The organism is Kitasatospora sp. NPDC001683 (assembly GCF_053596495.1).
In genome coordinates this window covers 1-17,858 of record NZ_JBSFGK010000127.1, presented here as the reverse complement: position 1 = coordinate 17,858, position 17,858 = coordinate 1, and the positions used below count along the sequence as shown (strand labels likewise).

Below are 17,858 nucleotides of genomic sequence, written 5' to 3'. Positions count from 1 at the left end.
CACCTGGTCCGACTGGGCCTGGCTCAACACCACCGCCGGACCGGCCGTCAACTGATCAGAGCAGTAGTCACCTGCGGGCGGGAGCACTCGTGCTCCCGCCCGCAGGCCGTTCCGCGTCCGCCTCCACGACCTCGCCGTCAAGTGGCCTGCACCACCATACGGTTTATTGTCATGCTCAAAGAGGTAACGTTCGTCCGTCCGGCAAGGGCCGGCAGGCGAAACGGGGGAGCGGTGCGCGGGACGGAGGAACGGTGAGCGGGATTCTCGTCCATCTGCCGGAGGGGAGCGGCGACGAGGCGGTCACCCTGCGGCTCGGTCCGGGAGAGCGGGCGCGCTTCGGCCGCGGCTCCGCCACCACGCCGGTGGAGCTCCGGCTCGGCGACGAGACGGTCTCCCGGCTCGCCGGCGAGATCCACGCGACCGACGACCACTGGCAGTTGAGCAACCTCAGCAACACCCACGCCTACCTGGTGGAGAACCCGGAGGGCGCCGGCGAGTACCTGCGGGTGCCGCCCCGGCGGATCGGCGCACCGATCCCGTTCGAGTTCTCCCGGGTGGTGCTGCCCTCGCGGCGCGAGACGCCGCTGTCCTTCCAGGTGTTCGCGCCCGACCACGTCTACCTGGACCCGCACGCCCGCGTCGGCTCCTGGGAGAGCCGCACCATGACGGCGTACTCCCTGGACGAGACCGCCACCTACTTCCTGGTCCTGGTCGCGCTCTGCGAACCGTGGCTGCGCGACCGCTCCCCCGCCGCCGTACCCACCACCCCCCAAGTGGTCGCGCGGCTGCGCGGCCACCCGGCCTGCGGCCGGCTCACCGCCCGCGCGGTCAGCTCGCACATCGACTACCTCGCCGACGAGAAGCTCCGCATCGACGTGCCCGACGGCACGGACCGCACGGAGCGCCGCAACGGCAAGCGCGAGGCGGTGGTCGGACTCGCCCTGAAGTTCGGCATCGTCCGCGAGGAGCACCTCGCGCTACTGCCACGCCCCGAAGCCGCCGAGCCCGGACGGTAGGGAGGGACCGCGATGCCGCACGCCCCGGCCTTCCACGGGGACGGCGAGGAACTGCTGCCGGCCGGCCACCGGGTCGGCGAGTGGACCGTCGTCGAACCCATCGGCGAAGGCGGCTGGGCGACGGTCTACGCCGCCCGCCGAGCCACCCGGTCCGAACCGGAGGGCGCGCCGGAGGTGGACGACACGGTCGCGCTCAAGGTGCTGCCGACCGCCGGACTCGCCCCCCGCCAGGCCCGCAACGTCGCCGAAACCGCCCGCCGCGAGATCGAGCTGGCCCGCACCGCCCCGCACCCCCGGCTGGTCCCGCTGCTCGACACCCTCACCCTGACCGCCCCCGACCGCCCCGCGCTCGACGGCGCGATCGTCCTGGTCATGGAACGCGCCCGGTGCACCCTGCGCGACCTGCTCGCCACCGGCGTCGACGAGGACCGGGGCGGCCGGATCATCGCCGGTATCTGCGAGGGCCTGGCCCACCTCCACCGCTCCGGCTGGGTCCACACCGATCTCAAGCCCGAGAACGTCCTCATCGGCCGCGACGGCGAGGTGCGCCTGTCCGACTTCGGCCTCGCCATCGAACTCACCGGCACCCACGGCCACTGCGCCCCCATGGGCACCCCCGACTACCTCCCGCCGGAACGCTGGAAGGAGCCGCTCGGCGAGCACGGGGTCAAGATCCGCGCCACCGCCGACATCTGGGCGCTCGGCATCGTGGTCCACGAGGTGTTCGCCGCCGGCGTCCCGCCCTTCCCCGGCGCCACCCCCACCGCCCGCAGCGCCGCCGCCCAGCAGTACGCCGAGGGCCGCGCCGCCCTGCGGCTGGCCCCCGACGTCCCCCCGTTCTGGCGCGCCCTCGCCGCCGACTGCCTCGCCCCCACCCACGCCGCCCGCGCCCCGCACACCGCCGAGAGCCTGCTCGCCCGGATCCGCGCCCACCAGGCCGGCCGCCGACCGCGCCGCCGGAGCCGCGCGCGCGTGCGCGCCGGCCTGCTCGCCCTCGCGGCCTGCGCCGCGGCCACCGCCACCGTCTCCGCCCTCTGGCCGCACTCCGACCGGACCGGACACGCCGGCCGGATCCGGGTCTTCAACGCCGAACGCAGCTGCCAGGACCGCACCGACCGCGACCCGGGGTGCAGCCTGGGCCTCGCCATCGACCCGCGGCGCCCCTACACCGCCGAGAACGTCGTCCCCACCCGCGTCTGGCACGACGACACCCTCGACGCCGACTGCCAACTCGCCACCGGCCTGCCCATCATCGACGAGGAGGACCGCACCTCCACCCTCTGGTACCGCGTCCGCCTCCCCGGCCCCGCCGCCACCGCCTGGCTCCCCGCCGTCCGCACCAAGGACCGCCCCACCCTCGCCGACTGCCCCTGACCTGCACGGCGGACCGCTGCGGGGACCGGCGCGGATCGCCGAGAACCGGCGCGGACCGCTCCGCGCACTCCTCCGGATCGTTCCGGATTCCGGGCCCACCGCGCCCCGGCTAGCTTGTCGACGGCGTCCGCCGGACCGGCGGGCCCGGAGTGCAGGGAGCAGTGATGCCGTCGACCGCCACCACCACCCGGCCGAGCGCCACCACCGTCCAGCCGAGCACCGCCCTCCTCGGGCAGCAGGAGCGCGAGGTGCTCCACGCGGTCGGTTGCGGCCTGCGGGACGACGAGATCGCCGCCGCCCTCGGCGTCTCCGAGGAGGTCGTGGCCGGGCACCTGGCGCGGATCCTCGGGAAGCTCGGGCTGCGCGACCGGGCCGCCGCCATCGTCCACGCCTTCGACTGCGGACTCGTCGCCCCCGGCCGCGGCCCCCGCACCCGGGGCGCGGACCCGGTGCCGCGGGGCACCGGCGGCCGGACGGCCGGTCCGAAGGTGCGGATCTCCGTCCTCGGACCGCTGCGGGCCTGGCACGACGGACGACCCCTGGACCTCGGGCACCTGCGCCAGCAGGCCGTACTGGCGGCGCTGGCGCTGCACCGGGGACGGACCGTCAGCCGACAGGAGCTGCTCGACGGCGTGTGGGGCTCGGAGCCGCCGGTCACCAACGTGGTGCCCGTCCACGTCTACCGGCTGCGCAAGACCCTGCGGATCGGGGACTGCCCGGGCTCGGTGGTCGAGCACGACCGGTACGGCTACCGCCTGGCGGTCGGCGCCACCGAGGTGGACCTGGCCGACCTGGAGGCGCTGGTCGGCGCCGCCGGTACGGCTCACCGGGCGGGCGATCTGCCCGAGGCGGTCCGCCTCTGTTCCCAGGCGCTGGACCTGTTCCGCGGCGAGCCGCTGGCCGGACTGCCCGGCCCGCTCGCCGAACTGGAGCGGGTGCGACTGACCGAGCGCCGGATCACCGTCGCCCAGCGGCGGTCGCGGTGGCGGCTGGCGCTGGGCCAGCTCGCCGGGGCGATCGCGGAGCTGGTCGCGCTGTCCGCCGAGCACCCGCTGAACGAGCCGGTGGCGGCGATGCTGATGGACGCGCTGCACCGCAGCGGCCGCCAGGCCGACGCACTGGCCGTGTTCGACCGCACGCGCCGTCGGCTCGCCGACGACCTGGGGGTGCCGCCGAGTCCGGTGCTGCGGCGCACCCGTCAGCTGATCCTGCGCGGCGCCCAGGCGGGCCCGGTCCGCACCGGACCCGCACACTGACCGGTCGGACGACGGGCTCCACCGGGACGGTTGCCCGGTGGAGCCCGATGGAGCCTGATGGAGTCCGGTGGGACCCCGGGCGCCGTGACGCGGTCAGGAGGCGAAGGCCCGCTCCAGCCGGGGGATCAGGTCCCGGAGGTCCTGTTCCCAGCAGCCGCCGTTGTGGCCGCCGTTGCACTGGCTGCCCCAGGCGGAGCCGTCGCCGTAGTCGACGTAGTAGTAGGGCATGCCCAGGGCGTCCATGTGGTCCTTGACGTGCTTGGAGGCGCCTTCGAGCCAGAACTCCAGGTCGGTGGGCGAGCCGTGGCCGTTGCCCACGTAGATGGAGACCCCGACGCCGACGAGCTTGTCCATGTGCTGGGACGGGTCGGCCTCGTTCCACCGCCAGTCCGCGTTGAACACCGGGTAGGGCGAGCCGAACAGGGCGTCACTGTCCACGCCCGGCTTGTAGGGATCGTTGTCGGGGTCGCAGAACCCGGAGGCCGAGCCGCAGATCGCGCCCTGCCCGTCGATGAGGGAGGCGACGACGGCCAGCCGCAGGTCCATGGAGTCGACCGACAGGTCGATGTCCCCCGACAGGGACGCGGTCTGGCTGAACAGCTCGGGGTGGTCCTGGGCGTAGTGGAGGGCGCCGAACCCGCCCATCGAGACCCCGGCGACGGCCCTGCCCTTCTTGGTGGGGATGGTCCGCAGGTTCGCGTCGATGAACGGGATCACCTGGTTGAGGTGGAAGTTCTCCCAGTTCTGGGCCCCGAGTCGGGTGTTCTGGTTCAGCCAGTTCGCGTACCAGCCGCGGGCGCCGCCGTCCGGGATGACGGTGATCATCGCGTTGGAGGTGGTCAGCGCCGGGTAGTTCTGCTGGATCGGGTCGTCGGGCGATCCGTGCAGGAAGTACAGCACGGGGTAGCGCCGGGCCGGGTCGTCGTAGTAGCCGCTCGGCAGGATGATCTTGATGTGGTGCTTGCCCGTGACCTCGGGCGTGGTCACGGTGAGGTAGAAGTCGGTGGGACCGCCCACGGTCGAGTCGACCTGGGTCAGGCCGAACCCGTCCGTCATCCTCGGCGGCGCGCCCGGGCCGGCGGCTCGGGCCGGAGCGGCCGGAGCGGCGGGAGCGGCCGTGGTGGCCGTCCCGACGAAGCCGACGACGGCGGCCAGCAGGGCCACCACCGTTCGCCGGCGGTGAAGTGTCCTCGTCACGGTGTTCCCCCTCGTGGTCGTCGTGGTGCGCGGCGCGGCCTCAGCCGAGGACCTTGACCTCCAGCGCCGGTGAGGCCGCGATCTGGTCCTCCGTGTACCGCTCGGTCACCCACTGGCCGGCCGAGAACAGCTTGGTCTGGTCGGCGTAGTGGGGCGAGTTCGGGTTGGCCGACTGGGAGTAGGCCAGTACGGAAGCGGACTCGGGCGGGCCGTCGGCGGTGAACCTGGTCTCCTGGATGAAGCTGGAGCCGAAGGTGATGTCGAACTTGCCGTCGACCGTGCCGGGCGTGACCACGTTCAGCACGCCCAGCTCGTGGATCGAGCCGTGGATCGGGATCTGCTCGCCGTTGCGGGTGACCTTCTGGACGTCCGACAGCGGCGCGTTCAAGGCGATGCCCGCGTTGCGCAGCGCGAGGACGGCCCGGGCGAGCGAGTTGCGGACGCTGTCGTTCCCGGCGTCCAGCGAATTGGGCGTGTGCACCGGGTCCTTGGGATCGAAGGGGACCCGCCACGGCAGCTTCTCGATCGCCTGCCCGTTGGTCAGGAAGAACCAGAAGTTCTCGAACAGCCAGGAACCCCGGCTGTCCGCCGTGTACTTGTGGTTCCAGGCGGCCAGGATCGGGCACGCCTCACTGATGTTGACCAGGTTGCCGTCCACCAGGACGAGCCCGAACGGCGCTCCCTGGCAGGCGCTCACCGTGGCGTTGAGGGCCAGGTCGGCCGCCCTGCTGTTGTCGGCGAACAGCAGCTGCCGCATGTTCTCCGGCGTGAATCCCCGGCCCGGCAGGCCGTCGTTGCCGTTGATCCGGTTCTGCGCGGTCAGGATCAGCTCCTGGGTGCGGAGCGAGCGCGGCTGCCCGGTGTCGCCCATCACGCGGGGGAAGGACAGCGGCTGCTCGGGATTGGCCAGCCAGGCGCTGTCGTTGGCGTTGCCCACGAAGTCGGAGCGGATCAGGCGTGGTTGCGCGTGCGGGTCCAGCAGTCCGGGCGCGACCGCGTTCGGGTCGTTCGGCCAGTCGCACTCGCTGCGCTTGCCGTCGAAGATGGAGACCGGCGGCACGTTGGGCAGCCGCAGCTGCTGGTTGAACAGCACCTGACCCGTCAGGGTGAGGCAGGACTGCGCGTGGGCGTCGGTGATGTTCGGGGCGGCCTGGATGTCCGCGTAGAGCGCGTTGCCCTTGCGGTCCGAGGCGACGGTGTTGAAGAAGGGGACGCCCTCCGTGGTCTCCAGGGAGTTCACCACGTCGTTGACGTCCTTGGCCTGGTCGAGGTGGAACCAGGTGTTCAACGCCCGCAGGTTGTCCATGTTCGCGTCGCGCACCGCGTGCGCGCTCACCACCCAGGGCAGCGGGATGCCCATGATCGAGGTGGTGATCGGGCCGTACCGGGTGGACCAGAGGGTCCTGGTGACCCTGCCGAGGGAGCCGTCCGGGTTCAGCACGTCGACGCCGACCTGCTGCGAGGTCATCGGCTGCCAGGTGCCGTCCACCAGGTAGTTGGTCGGGTGCAGCGGGTCCACCTGGACGTCGAACAGTCCGAACGGGGCCACCGTGGCGACGGTGTGGGTCCAGGCGACGTCGTCGTTGTGCCCGATGTTCACGGCGGGCAGGCCGAGCAGGCTGGCCCCGGAGACGTTGAACCGCCCCGGGATGGTCAACTGGGCCTGCCACATCCGGTTCTTGCCCTGCCAGGGGAAGTGCGGGTTGGCCAGCAGCATGCTGGTGCCGCCGGAGACCCCCTGGGAGCCCACGGCGAGGGCGTTGCTGCCCATGCCGCCCTGCTGGCGGGCGGCGGCCATCGCCTCGCGGATCCGGTTGCCGGTCTCCTCCGGGGAGAGCGCGGGCTGGGCGCCACCCGACTGGGCGGCAGCCGACGCCCCCGGGGGTGCGGCGTTCACCTCGCCGTCCACCAGCGGATCGGCGCTGCCCATGATGATCTCGGCGTGCGCGTGCCGGTAGACGTCGAGCTCGGTGATCGGCCGCACCCAGGCCGCGCCGCGGCAGGCCGGGTCGGAGATGTTGTTCACGCCGGTCTCGGCCAGGTACCGGTTGTACCCCTGGACGTAGCCGCGGATGGCCTCCTTGACCTCCGGCTCCGGGCCCTTGGGCGCGGGCTGGTCGATCAGCCCCTCCACCACGCGGTTGTCGTTGATGCGCTGGAAGTACAGGTCGCTGTTGAGGTTGGTGGTGCTGTTCTGGTTCTGGCCGGGGCTCGCCTTGCCGTCGGGGCCCAGGTAGCGGGACCGCTGGGCGTTGACCATCAGGTAGGTGTCGGCCAGGGTGCAGATGTTGTCCTTGGCCGCGGCGTACCCGTATCCCTCCCCCAGCCCCGCCAGGTCGGCGGCGATGATGTGCGGGATGCCGTACTCGGTGTAGCGGATCGTCGGCTTGTCCGGCCCGGGTGCGGCGGCCGGTGATCCGGCGGCCGCCGTCGTGCCCAGCAGCGGCACGACGGAGATGACCGCCACGGCCAGCCTCGCCTTGAGTCCCCTCCGCCCGGGCCCCCTCCGCGCGGGCCCCTCCCGTTCGAATGCGCTCAGCGCCATCGGTCCGTCCTCTCCCTGCCGGTCCAGTGTCTTGTCTGTACGCGGCCACGCTAGGGAACGGGGATGACATCCCGATGACACGCTCCCCGCCCCGGGCGGGTGGCGCGGGAGCGCGTCATCGGGACCGGGCCGACGGGCGCCCGACGACTACCAACTCGCCGGGTACCAGGCGCCGTTGTACCACTGCTCGTTGGCGCTGTCGTTGTGGTGGTCCATGTTGAAGTCTTCGGGGTAGTTGTTGACGTGGTTGGCCGGGTAGGTCCAGATGCCGGCGGACTCGTCGCAGACGTAGTCCCAGTGGCAGATCGTCTTGACCGGCACGTTGCCGAAGAACCGGTCGGCGCCGGCGAGCGGCGCCCCGATGATGCCGCCGAAGGGCACCGCGCCGCCGTTGGCTCCGGGAGGGCCCTGGCGCTTGGGGTCGGCGATCAGGATGGCGTTGACGTTGTCGAAGGTCTGCCAGTTCTCGGTGACCCAGACGTGCACCACCCCGGCGCCCAGGGAGTACCCGGCCATCTTGACGTGCTGGCCCGGACACGCGGCGCGCTGGTCGCGGACCAGCCGGTTCAGCTCGTTGACTCCCGCCCGCGTGCTGGCGCCGTTGGGGATCTGGGTGGGGTACCCGACGTGCTGCTGGATGTTGCCGCGGAAGCCGTCGTTGTTCCACGAGCTGCCGGTGCCCCCGACGACGATCGTGTAGGTGCCCTCGCACGGAGCGGTCACCCGCGTGGTGGCCGCTTGTGCGGTGGCACCCTGAGCCACCGTCAGCCCGAGCGTCAGCAGGAATCCGGCCGCGGCGGCGGCGATCCTTCGAGCTTGCATTCCATCCTCCCCATGAGGTCGGCCGCCCCGCCCGCTCGGTCGCGGCACGCGGTCGGCCCAGGTCACCGAACGACCATGGCAGCGGCCGATGACATACCGATGAAGCGCCGCACCCCGCCCGGCCGGTCAGACCGCCTCGATGCGTTCCACGATCAGCTCGCACAGCTCGTGGGTGCGCAGCGCGTCGTGGGCGTCCAGGGTCTTCCCCGCCCGGACGGCGTCCAGGAAGGTCAGCACGCACTGCTCGATCCCGCGCTGGCGGGCCACCGACACCCAGTCACCGCGCCGGCGCACGGTCGGCTGGCCGCGGTGGTCGATCACCTCGGCCAGGTTGCGCACCTCGCGCTTGGAGTCGCCGCCGGAGACCTCCAGCACCTCCTCGGTCGAGCCGGACACCCGGTTCATGATCCCCAGCGCGGTGAACCCCTCCCCGCCGAGCGTGAGCACCACGTGCTCCACCAGGCCGTCCCGGTTCTTCCGGGCCCGGACGTCCACGTCCTCGATCTCGCCGGGGACCAGGAACCGCAGGGTGTCCACGACGTGCACGAAGTCGTCGAAGACCAGCGTCCGAGCGGCCTCGGCGAGGCCCTCGCGGTTCTTCTGCAGCACGATCAGGTCGCGGGGGCGCTCCAGCGCCTGCGCGTAGCCGGGCGCGTGGCGCCGGTTGAACCCGACCATCAGCGAACGGCCCGTACGGTCGGCCAGGTCGACCAGCTTGCGCGAGCCGTCCAGGGTGTGGTCCAGCGGCTTGTCCACGTACACGTCCACGCCGGCTGTCAGCAACTGCTCGACGATCGGCACGTGTTGGCTGGTCGCGGCATGGACGAACGCCGCCCGGATGCCGCTGTCGATCAACTCCCCGAGATCGGTGAACCGCTTCTCGGCCGCGATCCGGTACCCGTCCCCGATCCGGTGCAGCTTCGCCCCGTCCCGGGTCATCAACCGCACGTCCAGCCCCGGCAATCCGCCCAGAACCGGCAGGTACGCCTTCTGCGCGATGTCACCGAGCCCGATGACCCCGATCGGAAGAAGGCCGCCAGCAGGGACAGAGGTCGAATTCAACAGCTTCTCCATGAGTACGCGCCGACACCATCACCCCCACCCTATTCACCGGCTCCCGCACGTCCGCGGCGTCGCTCCGATCGAGCGACGCCGCGGACCCGCGACCACGGCCGAACCTGACGACCTCAGCGTCCCAGCCAGCGGGGCGAGCGCCCTTCGGCGAACGCCCGCGGCCCCTCGACCGCGTCCTCGCTGTGCCGACGACGCCGCTCCCACTCGTACGAGGCGGAGAACGCCTCCTCCAGCGGGATGTCCACCGAACGCATCACCGCCTCCTTGATCGCCCGCACCGCCAGCGGTGCACTGCGCAGCAGGTCCGCGGTCCATTCGGCGACGCAGTCGTCGAGTTCCTCGGCCGGTACGACCTGGTTGACCAGGCCGAAGCGCAGTGCCTCGGCCGCGGTCATCCGCCGTCCCGTCAGCAGGTACCCCATCGCGGCCTTGAGCGGCACCTGCCGGGCGAGTCGGAAGGCGCCGCCCGCACCCGGTACCAGGCCGAGCCGGGCTTCCGGCAGGGCGAAGACGGCCCGGTCCGAGGCGACGATCAGGTCACAGGCGAGGGCGAGTTCGAACCCTCCGCCCAGCGCGTAGCCGTCGACCCGGGCCAGCACGGGCTTGGACAGCCGGAACCGCTCGGTCAGTCGTGGCCAGCCGGGCTGGCCGCGACTGCCGAAGCTGGTCCGGGGCACGCCCTGCTCGTCCAGCCGGGACCGCTCGCGCAGGTCCTGGCCGACCGAGAAGGCGCGATGACCGGCACCGGTCAGCACCGCGACCCGGATCTCGTCGTCGGCCTCGACGTCGTCCCACACCGCCGCGAGTTCCTCGTGCATCCGCAGGTCCATCGCGTTGAGGACGGCGGGACGGTCGAGCGTGATCCGCGCGACGTGGTCCTTCTTCTCGTACCGGACACGAGGGCTCTCGTCCCCGTTCACTGCGCACCTCGTGGCGGGGCTGCGAGCGTGAAGCGGCCGACCTTGTCCAGCACGTCGGAGCTGTACAGCCGCAGGGCCTGCTGGACGGCGAACTCGGCCATGTAGCGGCGGAACTCGTCGACGTTCTCCTCCACCAGGTTCAGCATCCGCCGGTTCGCCAGCACTGCCGGTCCGCGCAGCCGGCCGAGGCTCCGCTCGATCGCGGCGTCGAGGTCCTCCGGCTCGTGCACCTCGTCGACCAGGAGCCGGGCGTCCGGCTCGCTTGCCCAGATCCGACGGCCGTCCAGGATCACCTGCCGGGCCAGCCGGCTGCCGGCCCGGCGGGCGAGCCGGAAGTTGGAGGCCCCGGGGATGATCCCCTCCTTGGCCGCGGGGAGGCTGAGGAAGGCGTCCGAGGCGGCCAGCACCCGGTCGAAGACCAGCAGGAGCTGGGTACCGCCACCGATGGCGAAGGTGTCCACAGCGGCCACCCAGGGCTTCTCGACGGTTCGGGACGACCAGTGCGCGCTGGAGTCGTCCAGCAGGCCCCGCCAGATCTTGTGGATGTAGCCGAGCTCCCGGCGCAGCAGGAAGTCGACGAGGGAGATGCCGCCACCGTGCAGGGACTTCAGGTTGATGCCGGCGCTGAAGACCCGTCGGCCGCGGTAGCGCGGATGCGTCATGACACCACCGCGCAGTAGCCCCACTTCGACGCCGGGGTCGAGCAGCGCGAGGTCGACGGCGGTCTCCATGTCGTCGATCTGCCGGTCGTCCTCGGCGTTCAGGCAGTCGTCCCGGCACATCGTGAGCCGTGCCACCCCGTCGGTGCGTTCGAGGCGCACGGAGCCGAGATCCGCCCAGCCGTTCGCCCGGAAGTCCGGCAGCAGGGCCAGGGCGCGCGGAGTCGGGCGCAGCATCGCGTCGAGCAGATGCGGGCCGGACCTGGGGGAGCCCAGGATGCGGCCGAGGAACAGGCCTTGGTCGATCTCGTGCCCCTCCTTGGCCGCCTGCGGCCGGTCATGTTCGGCGGCCAGCCGCTCTTCCGTGGGCACCAGCCCGGGGAAGACCGCTGCGGCGACCCGAACGAGTTCCTCGATCCTGAGGTGACCGCTGCGGCCGTCGGTCAGCTCGTCGTAGACCGCGTCCGTGTGGGCGTCGAGGAAGGCGGCACGCACGGTGCGCGCGGCCTCGACCGCGTCCAGGGCAGCTGCCCGCTGCTCCTCCGAGCGCCGTTCGGGATCGGGCAGGGCGGCCAACAGCTCGTCGGTGCGCCGGGCGGTCTCGGCCAGGACCGTCCGGGCGACGGGCAGGGCACCACCCGCCGCCCGGACGGCATCCAGCACGCCCGCCCCGGCCTCGTCGCCGGTCACGACGCGGCCCCGACGGCTGCTCGGCGCAGCGCGCGGTCGCATGCTGCGAGGTGGACGCCGAGCGCCTCGTCGAAGCCGGTCGTGACGGCGTCGTCCAGCAGCTGGCGCCGGATGGCCAGTTCGGTCCCGGAGACGGCGCCGGCGCGGGTGGCGGCCAGGGCGTGGGCGCTCACCGGGTCGGCCGACACCTCGTCGAGCAGCTGGAGTTCGAGCGCCTCGGCGAGCTCGACGGGCGTGCCGAAGAGCACTGCCCGGCGGATGGCGGAGGCGCCGGCGCCGCGCTGGGCGAGCCGGTAGACGGCCATCCCCGGCCAGGTGGCCCCGGCGTCGACCGGCACCACGAGGCGCACGGCGCCGGTCGCGATGCGGTAGTCGGTGGCCAGCAGGGTGTCCAGGGCGATCCCGCCGCAGTCGCCGTGGGCGACGGCGACGGTCGGAGCGGGGAGTCGTTCGAGGCGGCGCAGAGCGCGTTCCCACTTGCTCACGGTCGCGACCGTCAGGCCTTCGGGCCACCGCCCCTCGGGGCTGCCCGACACCTCGACCACCACCCGAGCCCTTCCGGTGCTGTCCTCGGCGGCGTCGCAGACGCCGTTCACCGTGGAGACCACCTCGGCCGAGATGGGCCGGCGACCGTCGATCCGCAGCAGCAGGACGTCCGGGTCCGTCCGGTCGGCCCGCTCCGGCGAGGTGGCCGTGCCCCTGTTCTCCATCGGATTCCCCCTCACCATTGCACCAGTGCGGTCTCGATCGTCGAACCGGGTCCCATGGTCATCAGGACGCCGTAGTCGCCGGCCCGGGTGACCCCCTCCCGCAGCAATCGCTCGTAGGAGAACAGGAAGGAGCCGCTCGACAGGTTGCCGTAGTCGCGCAGAACGCCGGTGGTGTGCCGCACGTCGTGGCGGGTGAGCCCGAGGTTGACCCGGACGGCGTCGATCACCTTCTTGCCACCGGAGTGCACCAGCCAGTGGCTGATGTCGCTGCGGCGCAGCCCAGCGTTCCCGAGCAGGCGGTCGACGACCTGTTCCGCGTTGGCGCCCACCACGTAGGGCACGTGCGGGTCGAGGTAGAAGCTGAACTTCCCCTGGGCGTCGTCCCAGTCGTAGCGCATCGCGCCGATCGCCTCGGTGATCAGGTGGCTCGCGAAGCCCAGGATGCGGGGGCTGCCGGGTGCCGGCGGGACGTCGGCCGGCGCGTAGGCCGTGTCCGGGCCGTCGGCGACCAGGGCGATTGCGGCCGCGCCGTCACCGAAGAGGCTGTTGACCACGGCGGTGCGCATGGTGCCGTCGATCACGTACGCGGCGGAGCAGGCCTCCGCGCAGAGCAGGACGGCGACCTTGCCGGGGTTTGCGTGGGCCCAACTCGCGGTTGCGTTGAGGGCGTTGAGGCCGGCGTTGCAGCCCATGCCGACCACGTCCACCCGGCTGGTCCTGGGGAGGATCCCCATCTCGCGGATCAGCAGGGCACTCAGCCCGGGAGTGAGGAATCCCGTGGTGGTCGTGCAGCAGAGGTAGTCGATGTCGGACAGCTCGATGCCCGCGTCGCCGAGGCAGGCTCGCACCGCCCGGGCGCCCATCTCCAGGGCGAGCCGCTTGTGCTTGTCGAGCAGTTCCCCCTGCGCCTCCGGGAGGACGGCGCCGTCGGCGTCCCGGGGCGGGAGGGAGAGGAAGCGGCGTTCGATGGCGCTGTTGAGGAAGACCGAGCGGACCTTGGGCTCGGTGATCCGGAAGATGTCGAGCAGCTCGCGCTGCGTGTAGGAGGTCTCGGTGGTCGCCGTGCCGACACCCGTGATGCGGGCGACGCCCGCACCGTTCTTGGCATCGGGGCAGGCCGGGTCCAGGAGGCCGGTGCCGGGGGCCGGAAGGCTCGGGCTCGTGGTCATCGGAAGGTCCATCCCCACATCCGGGTCTTGCTGCGAACGAGTCGTACTACTGCCAACACGTGCTGAACCCCTTCCCTACGTGAAGGGCCCGCGACGGTTCGCCGCGGGCCCGGTGTCGCCCTGCCCCGGTCGGTGGCAGGGCCGGGGCGGCGGCCTCAGGGCCTCGCCGCCTGGTCCTTGATGAAGCACGCCAGCCGCTCGACACCCTCGGCGATCTCCGCGTGGGTCAGGTAGCTGACGGACAGCCGGATGACCCGCTCCCCACCGCCACGCGGGTAGAAGTAGGACATCGGCGTCCAGATCACCCCGAACTGCTCCGCCGAGCGCTCCAGCGCCGCGTTGTCGGCGTGGAACGGAACGGTCAGTGACAGGAAGAACCCGCCGCTCGGCTCGTTCCAGCGCACACCCAGCGCCACCCGTTCCTCCTCGGGGAACGCCTCGGCGAGCCGGGCCAGCGTGGTGCGCATCGCGTCGCCGTAGTACGCGGCGGTCTCGACGTTCAGATCGGCGGCCCGCCCACCGGCGGAGAGCAGCATGCCGGCGACGACGGCCTGGCTGAGGGACGGGGTGTTGACCGTCACCATGCTCTTGATCCTGGTGAGTTCGGCCGCCAGCAGTCCCGTCCGCCCGGTGTCGTCCACCACCGGCTGGTCCGCGACGGCGTATCCCACCCGGGCACCGGGGAACAGCGTCTTGGAGAGGGAGCCGAGGTGGACGACCCGCCGCGCCCGGTCGAGGGACTTCAGGGTGGGCAGCTGCCGCCCCGGGCTGACCAGCCGGTACGGGCTGTCCTCCAGGATCAGGAGGTCGTACCGGTCCGCCAGTTCGAGCAGTTCGTGCCGGGTCTCCAACGGGATGGTGCTGCCGGAGGGGTTCGAGTGGTCCGGGGTCACGTAGAACGCCCGCGGCCGACGACCGCGCGCCCGCTCGGCGAGGACGGCCGCCTCCAGGTCCTCACAGCGGAACCCCTTGTCGCCCTCCTCGACCGGGGTGAGATCGACGTCCAGCAGGGCCGCCACGCCCGTGATCCCCACATAACACGGGCTGGACACCAGCAGGACGTCCTCGGGGCCCCGGATCAGCGCCCGCACCGCGAGGAACATGGCCTCCTGGCACCCCACCGTGACCACCACGGACTCCGCCGGGACGTCGATGCCCTCGTCCTTGCGCAAGGAGTCCGCGATCAGCTCCCGGATCTGTCCGCTGGTCGGCCCGTACTGGAACAGTGACGAGCGGATCTGCCCCGGCGAGGCCCCGTTGGCCTCCAGATGGTCCAGGTAGCGATGGAGGTGATCGAAGATCTGCTCCGTCTCGAAGAACCCGTCGTAGGGGCGACCGGGCGCGAAGGAGACCGCCTCCGGGTAGCGGTGGGTGACCTCGTTGAGGAAGTTCATGGTGTCCAGCACCGGGTCGCCGAGACTCGCGTGCAGGTCCGCGGTGTGCAGAGCACCCGGCTGCGGCCCGGGCCGAGTCATCGGGCCACCGCCGGCGCGAGCTCGCGGCTGGACCCGAGTGCCCTGACCACGGGCGACGTCACTGCCGTGGTGATCAGGGCCATCAGGACCAGTATCGTGAACAGCGTCTCGTTCATCACCCCGAGGTCCAATCCGATGTTGAGGACTATGAGTTCGGTCAGACCTCGACAGTTCATCAGCGCGCCCAGCGACAGTGCCTCGCGCCACGGCCGTCCGCTCAGCCTCGCCGAAACGCCACCGCCGCCCCATTTTCCGACCAGCGCCACCGCGAGGACGGCGCCGAGCCACAGCCATTGCACCGGGTCGGCGGCGAGCATTCCGATGTCGGTACGCAGTCCTGTCGTCACGAAGAACAGCGGCAGCAGCACTGGTACCGCCACTGATCGCAGACGGGCCGCGGCCCGCTCGACGACGGCGGAACGCCTCGGTGTCACCACACCGAACAAGAAGGCGCCGAAGAGGGCGTGCACTCCGATGGCATCGGTCAGCAGCGCGGAGAGGCACGTGCCGCAGAACAGCAGCGCCAACACGGTTCCCTCCTGCCCTTCGCCTCCCGACGTGGCCTGCTTCCAGCGGCTCAGCCGGACGAGCAGCGGGCGCACCACCCGCATCATCACCGCGAAGTACGCCGCCACCATCGCCACGGTCGTCAACGACTCGAGCGGAGCGCCCCCCTTCACGAAGGCCACCACGACCGCGAGCAGGCACCACGCGATGATGTCGCTCGCGGCGGCGCACGCCATTGCCAGGCTGCCGATGGGTGTGTGGTAGAGCCCCTGATCGGTGAGGATCCGGGCGAGCACCGGGAACGCGGTGATGCTCATGGCGACGGCGACGAACAACACGAAGGCGACTCGATCGGTCCCCCGTGGAGCGAACGAGTCGAACATGCCCAGGGCGAGCAGGCCACCGAGCAACAGCGGCAGCAGGATGCTGACTTGGCTGATGACCGCCGCAGCGCGGCCATTGCCCCGCAAGTGGCCGAGGTCGAGTTCGAGCCCGATCAGGAACATGAAGACGAACAGCCCCAGTTGCCCCAGAACCTCGATGTGGTCCGTGACCCCCGGAGCGAAGAGGTACGACTGCGCCTGAGGCCACAGCCGGCCGAGCAGAGAGGGACCGAGCAGGATGCCCGTCACGATCTCGCCCACGACGGGAGGCTGCCCCAGCCGGCGGAGCAACGCGGCGCCGACACGACAGGCGAGGATCACAACCGGCAGTGCCAGGAGTAGCCGGGATATCTGTTCTGACACGAACTCTCCTCGGGGCGCGGGAGCCGGGTATTCAGTCTCGGGCGAGTTCCTCGTGCTCGGCGAGGTGCTCCAGGTACCGGCGGATGCGGGAGAAGATCTGCTCACTGTCGAAGAATCCGCCATAAGGACGGCCGGGCGCGAAGGAAAACGCGTCGGGATAGCGGAGCGCGACCTCGTTGAGGAAGTACATCGTGTCCAGGACCGGACCGGAGACGCTGCCGCGCAGGTCCGCCTTCCGCAATGTCACCGAGTTCCCCCCACGCGAAATACGTCAATGAGTGTTGGGATTCACCGACTCAGGTTCACACACGGGCAGGCGTTCTGACAACCGCCGTCCAACCGGGAGTCCATCCGTCGAGCGGTCGTCTGCTTTTTTCCCACGGGGCCGTCCAATACAGTTCAAAGAATCCGGCCCTTCTTCTCCTGACCTGGGGGCAGTCATGAGCAAATCAGCAAAGGTGACGGATCCGCTGGCGGATCTCTCCGTCGACTACGTGGAGATGTACGTGGAACAGCTGGAGACGGCTGCCCGCACCTGGGTCGACGAATACGCCTTCACGGTGGTCGGCTCCGGCGACTTCGCCGATCACCGAAGCGTCGCGCTGCGCCACGGACGGATCACCCTGGTACTCACCCAGGCGACGTCGGACGAGCACGTGGCCTCGACCTACGTCACCTCCCACGGAGACGGTGTCGCCGACATCGCCCTGCGCACCGCGGACGTGACCGCGGCCTTCGACGCGGCGGTCGCGAACGGCGCCCGCATCCACCGCCCGCCGACCCCGCACCCGGGCGACGGCCCGACCGTGACGGCTGCCCTCCACGGCTTCGGGGACGTCGTCCACACACTCGTCCAGCGCGCTCCCGGGGAGGGGCCGGGGCTGCCCGCCGGCTTCTCCCCGACGCCGCGGACCGGCGACGACCCGACCGGCGTCGTGGGCCTGCTCGACGTCGATCACATCGCGGTGTGTCTGAACACCGGCGATCTCGACCCCACGGTCGACTACTACCTGGCGGCCCTCGGGTTCCGGTGCGTCTTCGAGGAGCACATCGTCGTCGGCAGGCAGGCCATGGAGTCGAAGGTGGTGCAGAGCCCGTCGGGCTCGGTCACCCTGACGCTCATCCAGCCCGACCCTTCGGCGGACCCGGGACAGATCGACGAGTTCCTCAAGGCCCACCAGGGGTCCGGCGTCCAGCACCTGGCCTTCTCCTCGCCGGACGCGGTCCGTTCGGTGCGGGCCCTGACCGACCGGGGCGTCAGCTTCCTCACCACTCCCCCGGCCTACTACGACCTACTGGGCGAGCGGATCGACCTGAGCGGGTCCAGGTTGGACGACCTCCGGGCGACGAACGTGCTCGCCGACGAGGACCACGGCGGCCGGCTCTTCCAGATATTCACGGCGTCGACCCACCTGCGGCACACGCTGTTCTTCGAGGTCATCGAGCGCCAGGGCGCCGAAACCTTCGGCAGCGCGAACATCAAGGCGCTCTACGAGGCCGTGGAGCTGGAGAGGACGGGGCAGCGTGGGCTACGGCGATGAGGTCTCGGGCGCTCCGGCCCACTGCCGGCTCCGTGCCTTCGTCTCCGTCTGACAAGCGAGACTCGGGGGCCGGGGGGGCCCCCCCCGCGGGGGGGGGGGGGGGGGGGCGGCCGCGGGGCGGCGGCCGCCCCGCCCCGCGTTTGTTTGCTGTGAGTCG

15 protein-coding genes are annotated in these 17,858 nt (G+C 71.5%); 4 read left to right on the top strand and 11 right to left on the bottom strand.

Features of this window, described 5'->3' with window-relative positions:
• Positions 1-251: 251 nt before the first annotated feature.
• From ACWCYO_RS36825 to ACWCYO_RS36815, 3 genes are all read left to right on the top strand, one after another.
• Positions 252-1,016: a serine/threonine protein kinase gene (locus ACWCYO_RS36825; RefSeq protein WP_405000753.1), complete on the top strand. Its 765-nt coding sequence runs from the start codon at positions 252-254 to the stop codon at positions 1,014-1,016.
• A 12-nt stretch (positions 1,017-1,028) separates the two neighbouring features.
• Positions 1,029-2,390 (top strand): serine/threonine-protein kinase, encoded by a 1,362-nt coding sequence (locus ACWCYO_RS36820; RefSeq protein WP_270149269.1) that lies wholly within the window; start codon positions 1,029-1,031, stop codon positions 2,388-2,390.
• Positions 2,391-2,554: 164 nt separating this feature from the next.
• Positions 2,555-3,646: a BTAD domain-containing putative transcriptional regulator gene (locus tag ACWCYO_RS36815; protein ID WP_270149267.1), complete on the top strand. Its 1,092-nt coding sequence runs from the start codon at positions 2,555-2,557 to the stop codon at positions 3,644-3,646.
• 93 nt (positions 3,647-3,739) lie between these two features.
• Here ACWCYO_RS36815 and ACWCYO_RS36810 read toward each other — a convergent pair whose 3' ends face one another.
• From ACWCYO_RS36810 to ACWCYO_RS36760, 11 genes are all read right to left on the bottom strand, one after another.
• Positions 3,740-4,810, bottom strand: coding sequence for an alpha/beta hydrolase (locus ACWCYO_RS36810; RefSeq protein WP_449786654.1), 1,071 nt, complete (start codon positions 4,808-4,810; stop codon positions 3,740-3,742).
• Positions 4,811-4,883: 73 nt separating this feature from the next.
• Positions 4,884-7,310, bottom strand: coding sequence for a penicillin acylase family protein (locus ACWCYO_RS36805; protein ID WP_449786652.1), 2,427 nt, complete (start codon positions 7,308-7,310; stop codon positions 4,884-4,886).
• A gap of 225 nt (positions 7,311-7,535) precedes the next feature.
• Entirely contained in the window at positions 7,536-8,210 is a 675-nt protein-coding gene (locus ACWCYO_RS36800; protein WP_449786651.1) for a cutinase family protein, read from the bottom strand.
• A 126-nt stretch (positions 8,211-8,336) separates the two neighbouring features.
• Positions 8,337-9,272 (bottom strand): Gfo/Idh/MocA family protein, encoded by a 936-nt coding sequence (locus tag ACWCYO_RS36795; RefSeq protein ID WP_270149263.1) that lies wholly within the window; start codon positions 9,270-9,272, stop codon positions 8,337-8,339.
• Positions 9,273-9,397: 125 nt separating this feature from the next.
• Positions 9,398-10,204 (bottom strand): enoyl-CoA-hydratase DpgD, encoded by an 807-nt coding sequence (gene dpgD / locus ACWCYO_RS36790; RefSeq protein WP_449786650.1) that lies wholly within the window; start codon positions 10,202-10,204, stop codon positions 9,398-9,400.
• Positions 10,201-11,553, bottom strand: coding sequence for a (3,5-dihydroxyphenyl)acetyl-CoA 1,2-dioxygenase DpgC (dpgC, locus tag ACWCYO_RS36785; protein WP_449786649.1), 1,353 nt, complete (start codon positions 11,551-11,553; stop codon positions 10,201-10,203). Before dpgC ends, dpgD begins: the two co-directional genes overlap by 4 nt.
• Positions 11,550-12,263: an enoyl-CoA-hydratase DpgB gene (dpgB, locus tag ACWCYO_RS36780; RefSeq protein ID WP_270149260.1), complete on the bottom strand. Its 714-nt coding sequence runs from the start codon at positions 12,261-12,263 to the stop codon at positions 11,550-11,552. The genes dpgC and dpgB overlap by 4 nt, the downstream gene beginning before the upstream one ends.
• Before the next feature lie 11 nt (positions 12,264-12,274).
• A complete protein-coding gene (dpgA, locus tag ACWCYO_RS36775; protein ID WP_270149259.1) occupies positions 12,275-13,432 on the bottom strand; it encodes a 3,5-dihydroxyphenylacetyl-CoA synthase DpgA in 1,158 nt (385 codons plus the stop codon).
• Between the two features lie 155 nt (positions 13,433-13,587).
• Positions 13,588-14,907, bottom strand: coding sequence for an aminotransferase-like domain-containing protein (locus tag ACWCYO_RS36770; RefSeq protein ID WP_449786648.1), 1,320 nt, complete (start codon positions 14,905-14,907; stop codon positions 13,588-13,590).
• Positions 14,904-16,127 carry a cation:proton antiporter gene (locus ACWCYO_RS36765; RefSeq protein WP_449786653.1) on the bottom strand — a complete coding sequence of 408 codons (1,224 nt, stop codon included), beginning with the start codon at positions 16,125-16,127 and terminating at the stop codon, positions 14,904-14,906. The genes ACWCYO_RS36770 and ACWCYO_RS36765 overlap by 4 nt, the downstream gene beginning before the upstream one ends.
• Before the next feature lie 64 nt (positions 16,128-16,191).
• A complete protein-coding gene (locus ACWCYO_RS36760; protein ID WP_270149253.1) occupies positions 16,192-16,407 on the bottom strand; it encodes a hypothetical protein in 216 nt (71 codons plus the stop codon).
• 193 nt (positions 16,408-16,600) lie between these two features.
• Between ACWCYO_RS36760 and hppD the strand changes: the two genes are divergently transcribed.
• On the top strand, positions 16,601-17,701 hold the full coding sequence (hppD, locus tag ACWCYO_RS36755; protein WP_449786647.1) for a 4-hydroxyphenylpyruvate dioxygenase: 1,101 nt from the start codon (positions 16,601-16,603) through the stop codon (positions 17,699-17,701).
• Positions 17,702-17,858: the final 157 nt, after the last annotated feature.

Bases quoted from the DNA above. Each gene is read 5' to 3' on its own strand.
- ACWCYO_RS36820 (WP_270149269.1), top strand. From the start codon at position 1,029: ATGCCGCACGCCCCGGCCTTCCACGGGGACGGCGAGGAACTGCTGCCG.
- ACWCYO_RS36815 (WP_270149267.1), top strand. From the start codon at position 2,555: ATGCCGTCGACCGCCACCACCACCCGGCCGAGCGCCACCACCGTCCAG.
- ACWCYO_RS36800 (WP_449786651.1), bottom strand. From the start codon at position 8,210: ATGCAAGCTCGAAGGATCGCCGCCGCCGCGGCCGGATTCCTGCTGACG.
- dpgB (WP_270149260.1), bottom strand. From the start codon at position 12,263: ATGGAGAACAGGGGCACGGCCACCTCGCCGGAGCGGGCCGACCGGACG.
- dpgA (WP_270149259.1), bottom strand. From the start codon at position 13,432: ATGACCACGAGCCCGAGCCTTCCGGCCCCCGGCACCGGCCTCCTGGAC.
- ACWCYO_RS36770 (WP_449786648.1), bottom strand. From the start codon at position 14,907: ATGACTCGGCCCGGGCCGCAGCCGGGTGCTCTGCACACCGCGGACCTG.
- hppD (WP_449786647.1), top strand. From the start codon at position 16,601: ATGAGCAAATCAGCAAAGGTGACGGATCCGCTGGCGGATCTCTCCGTC.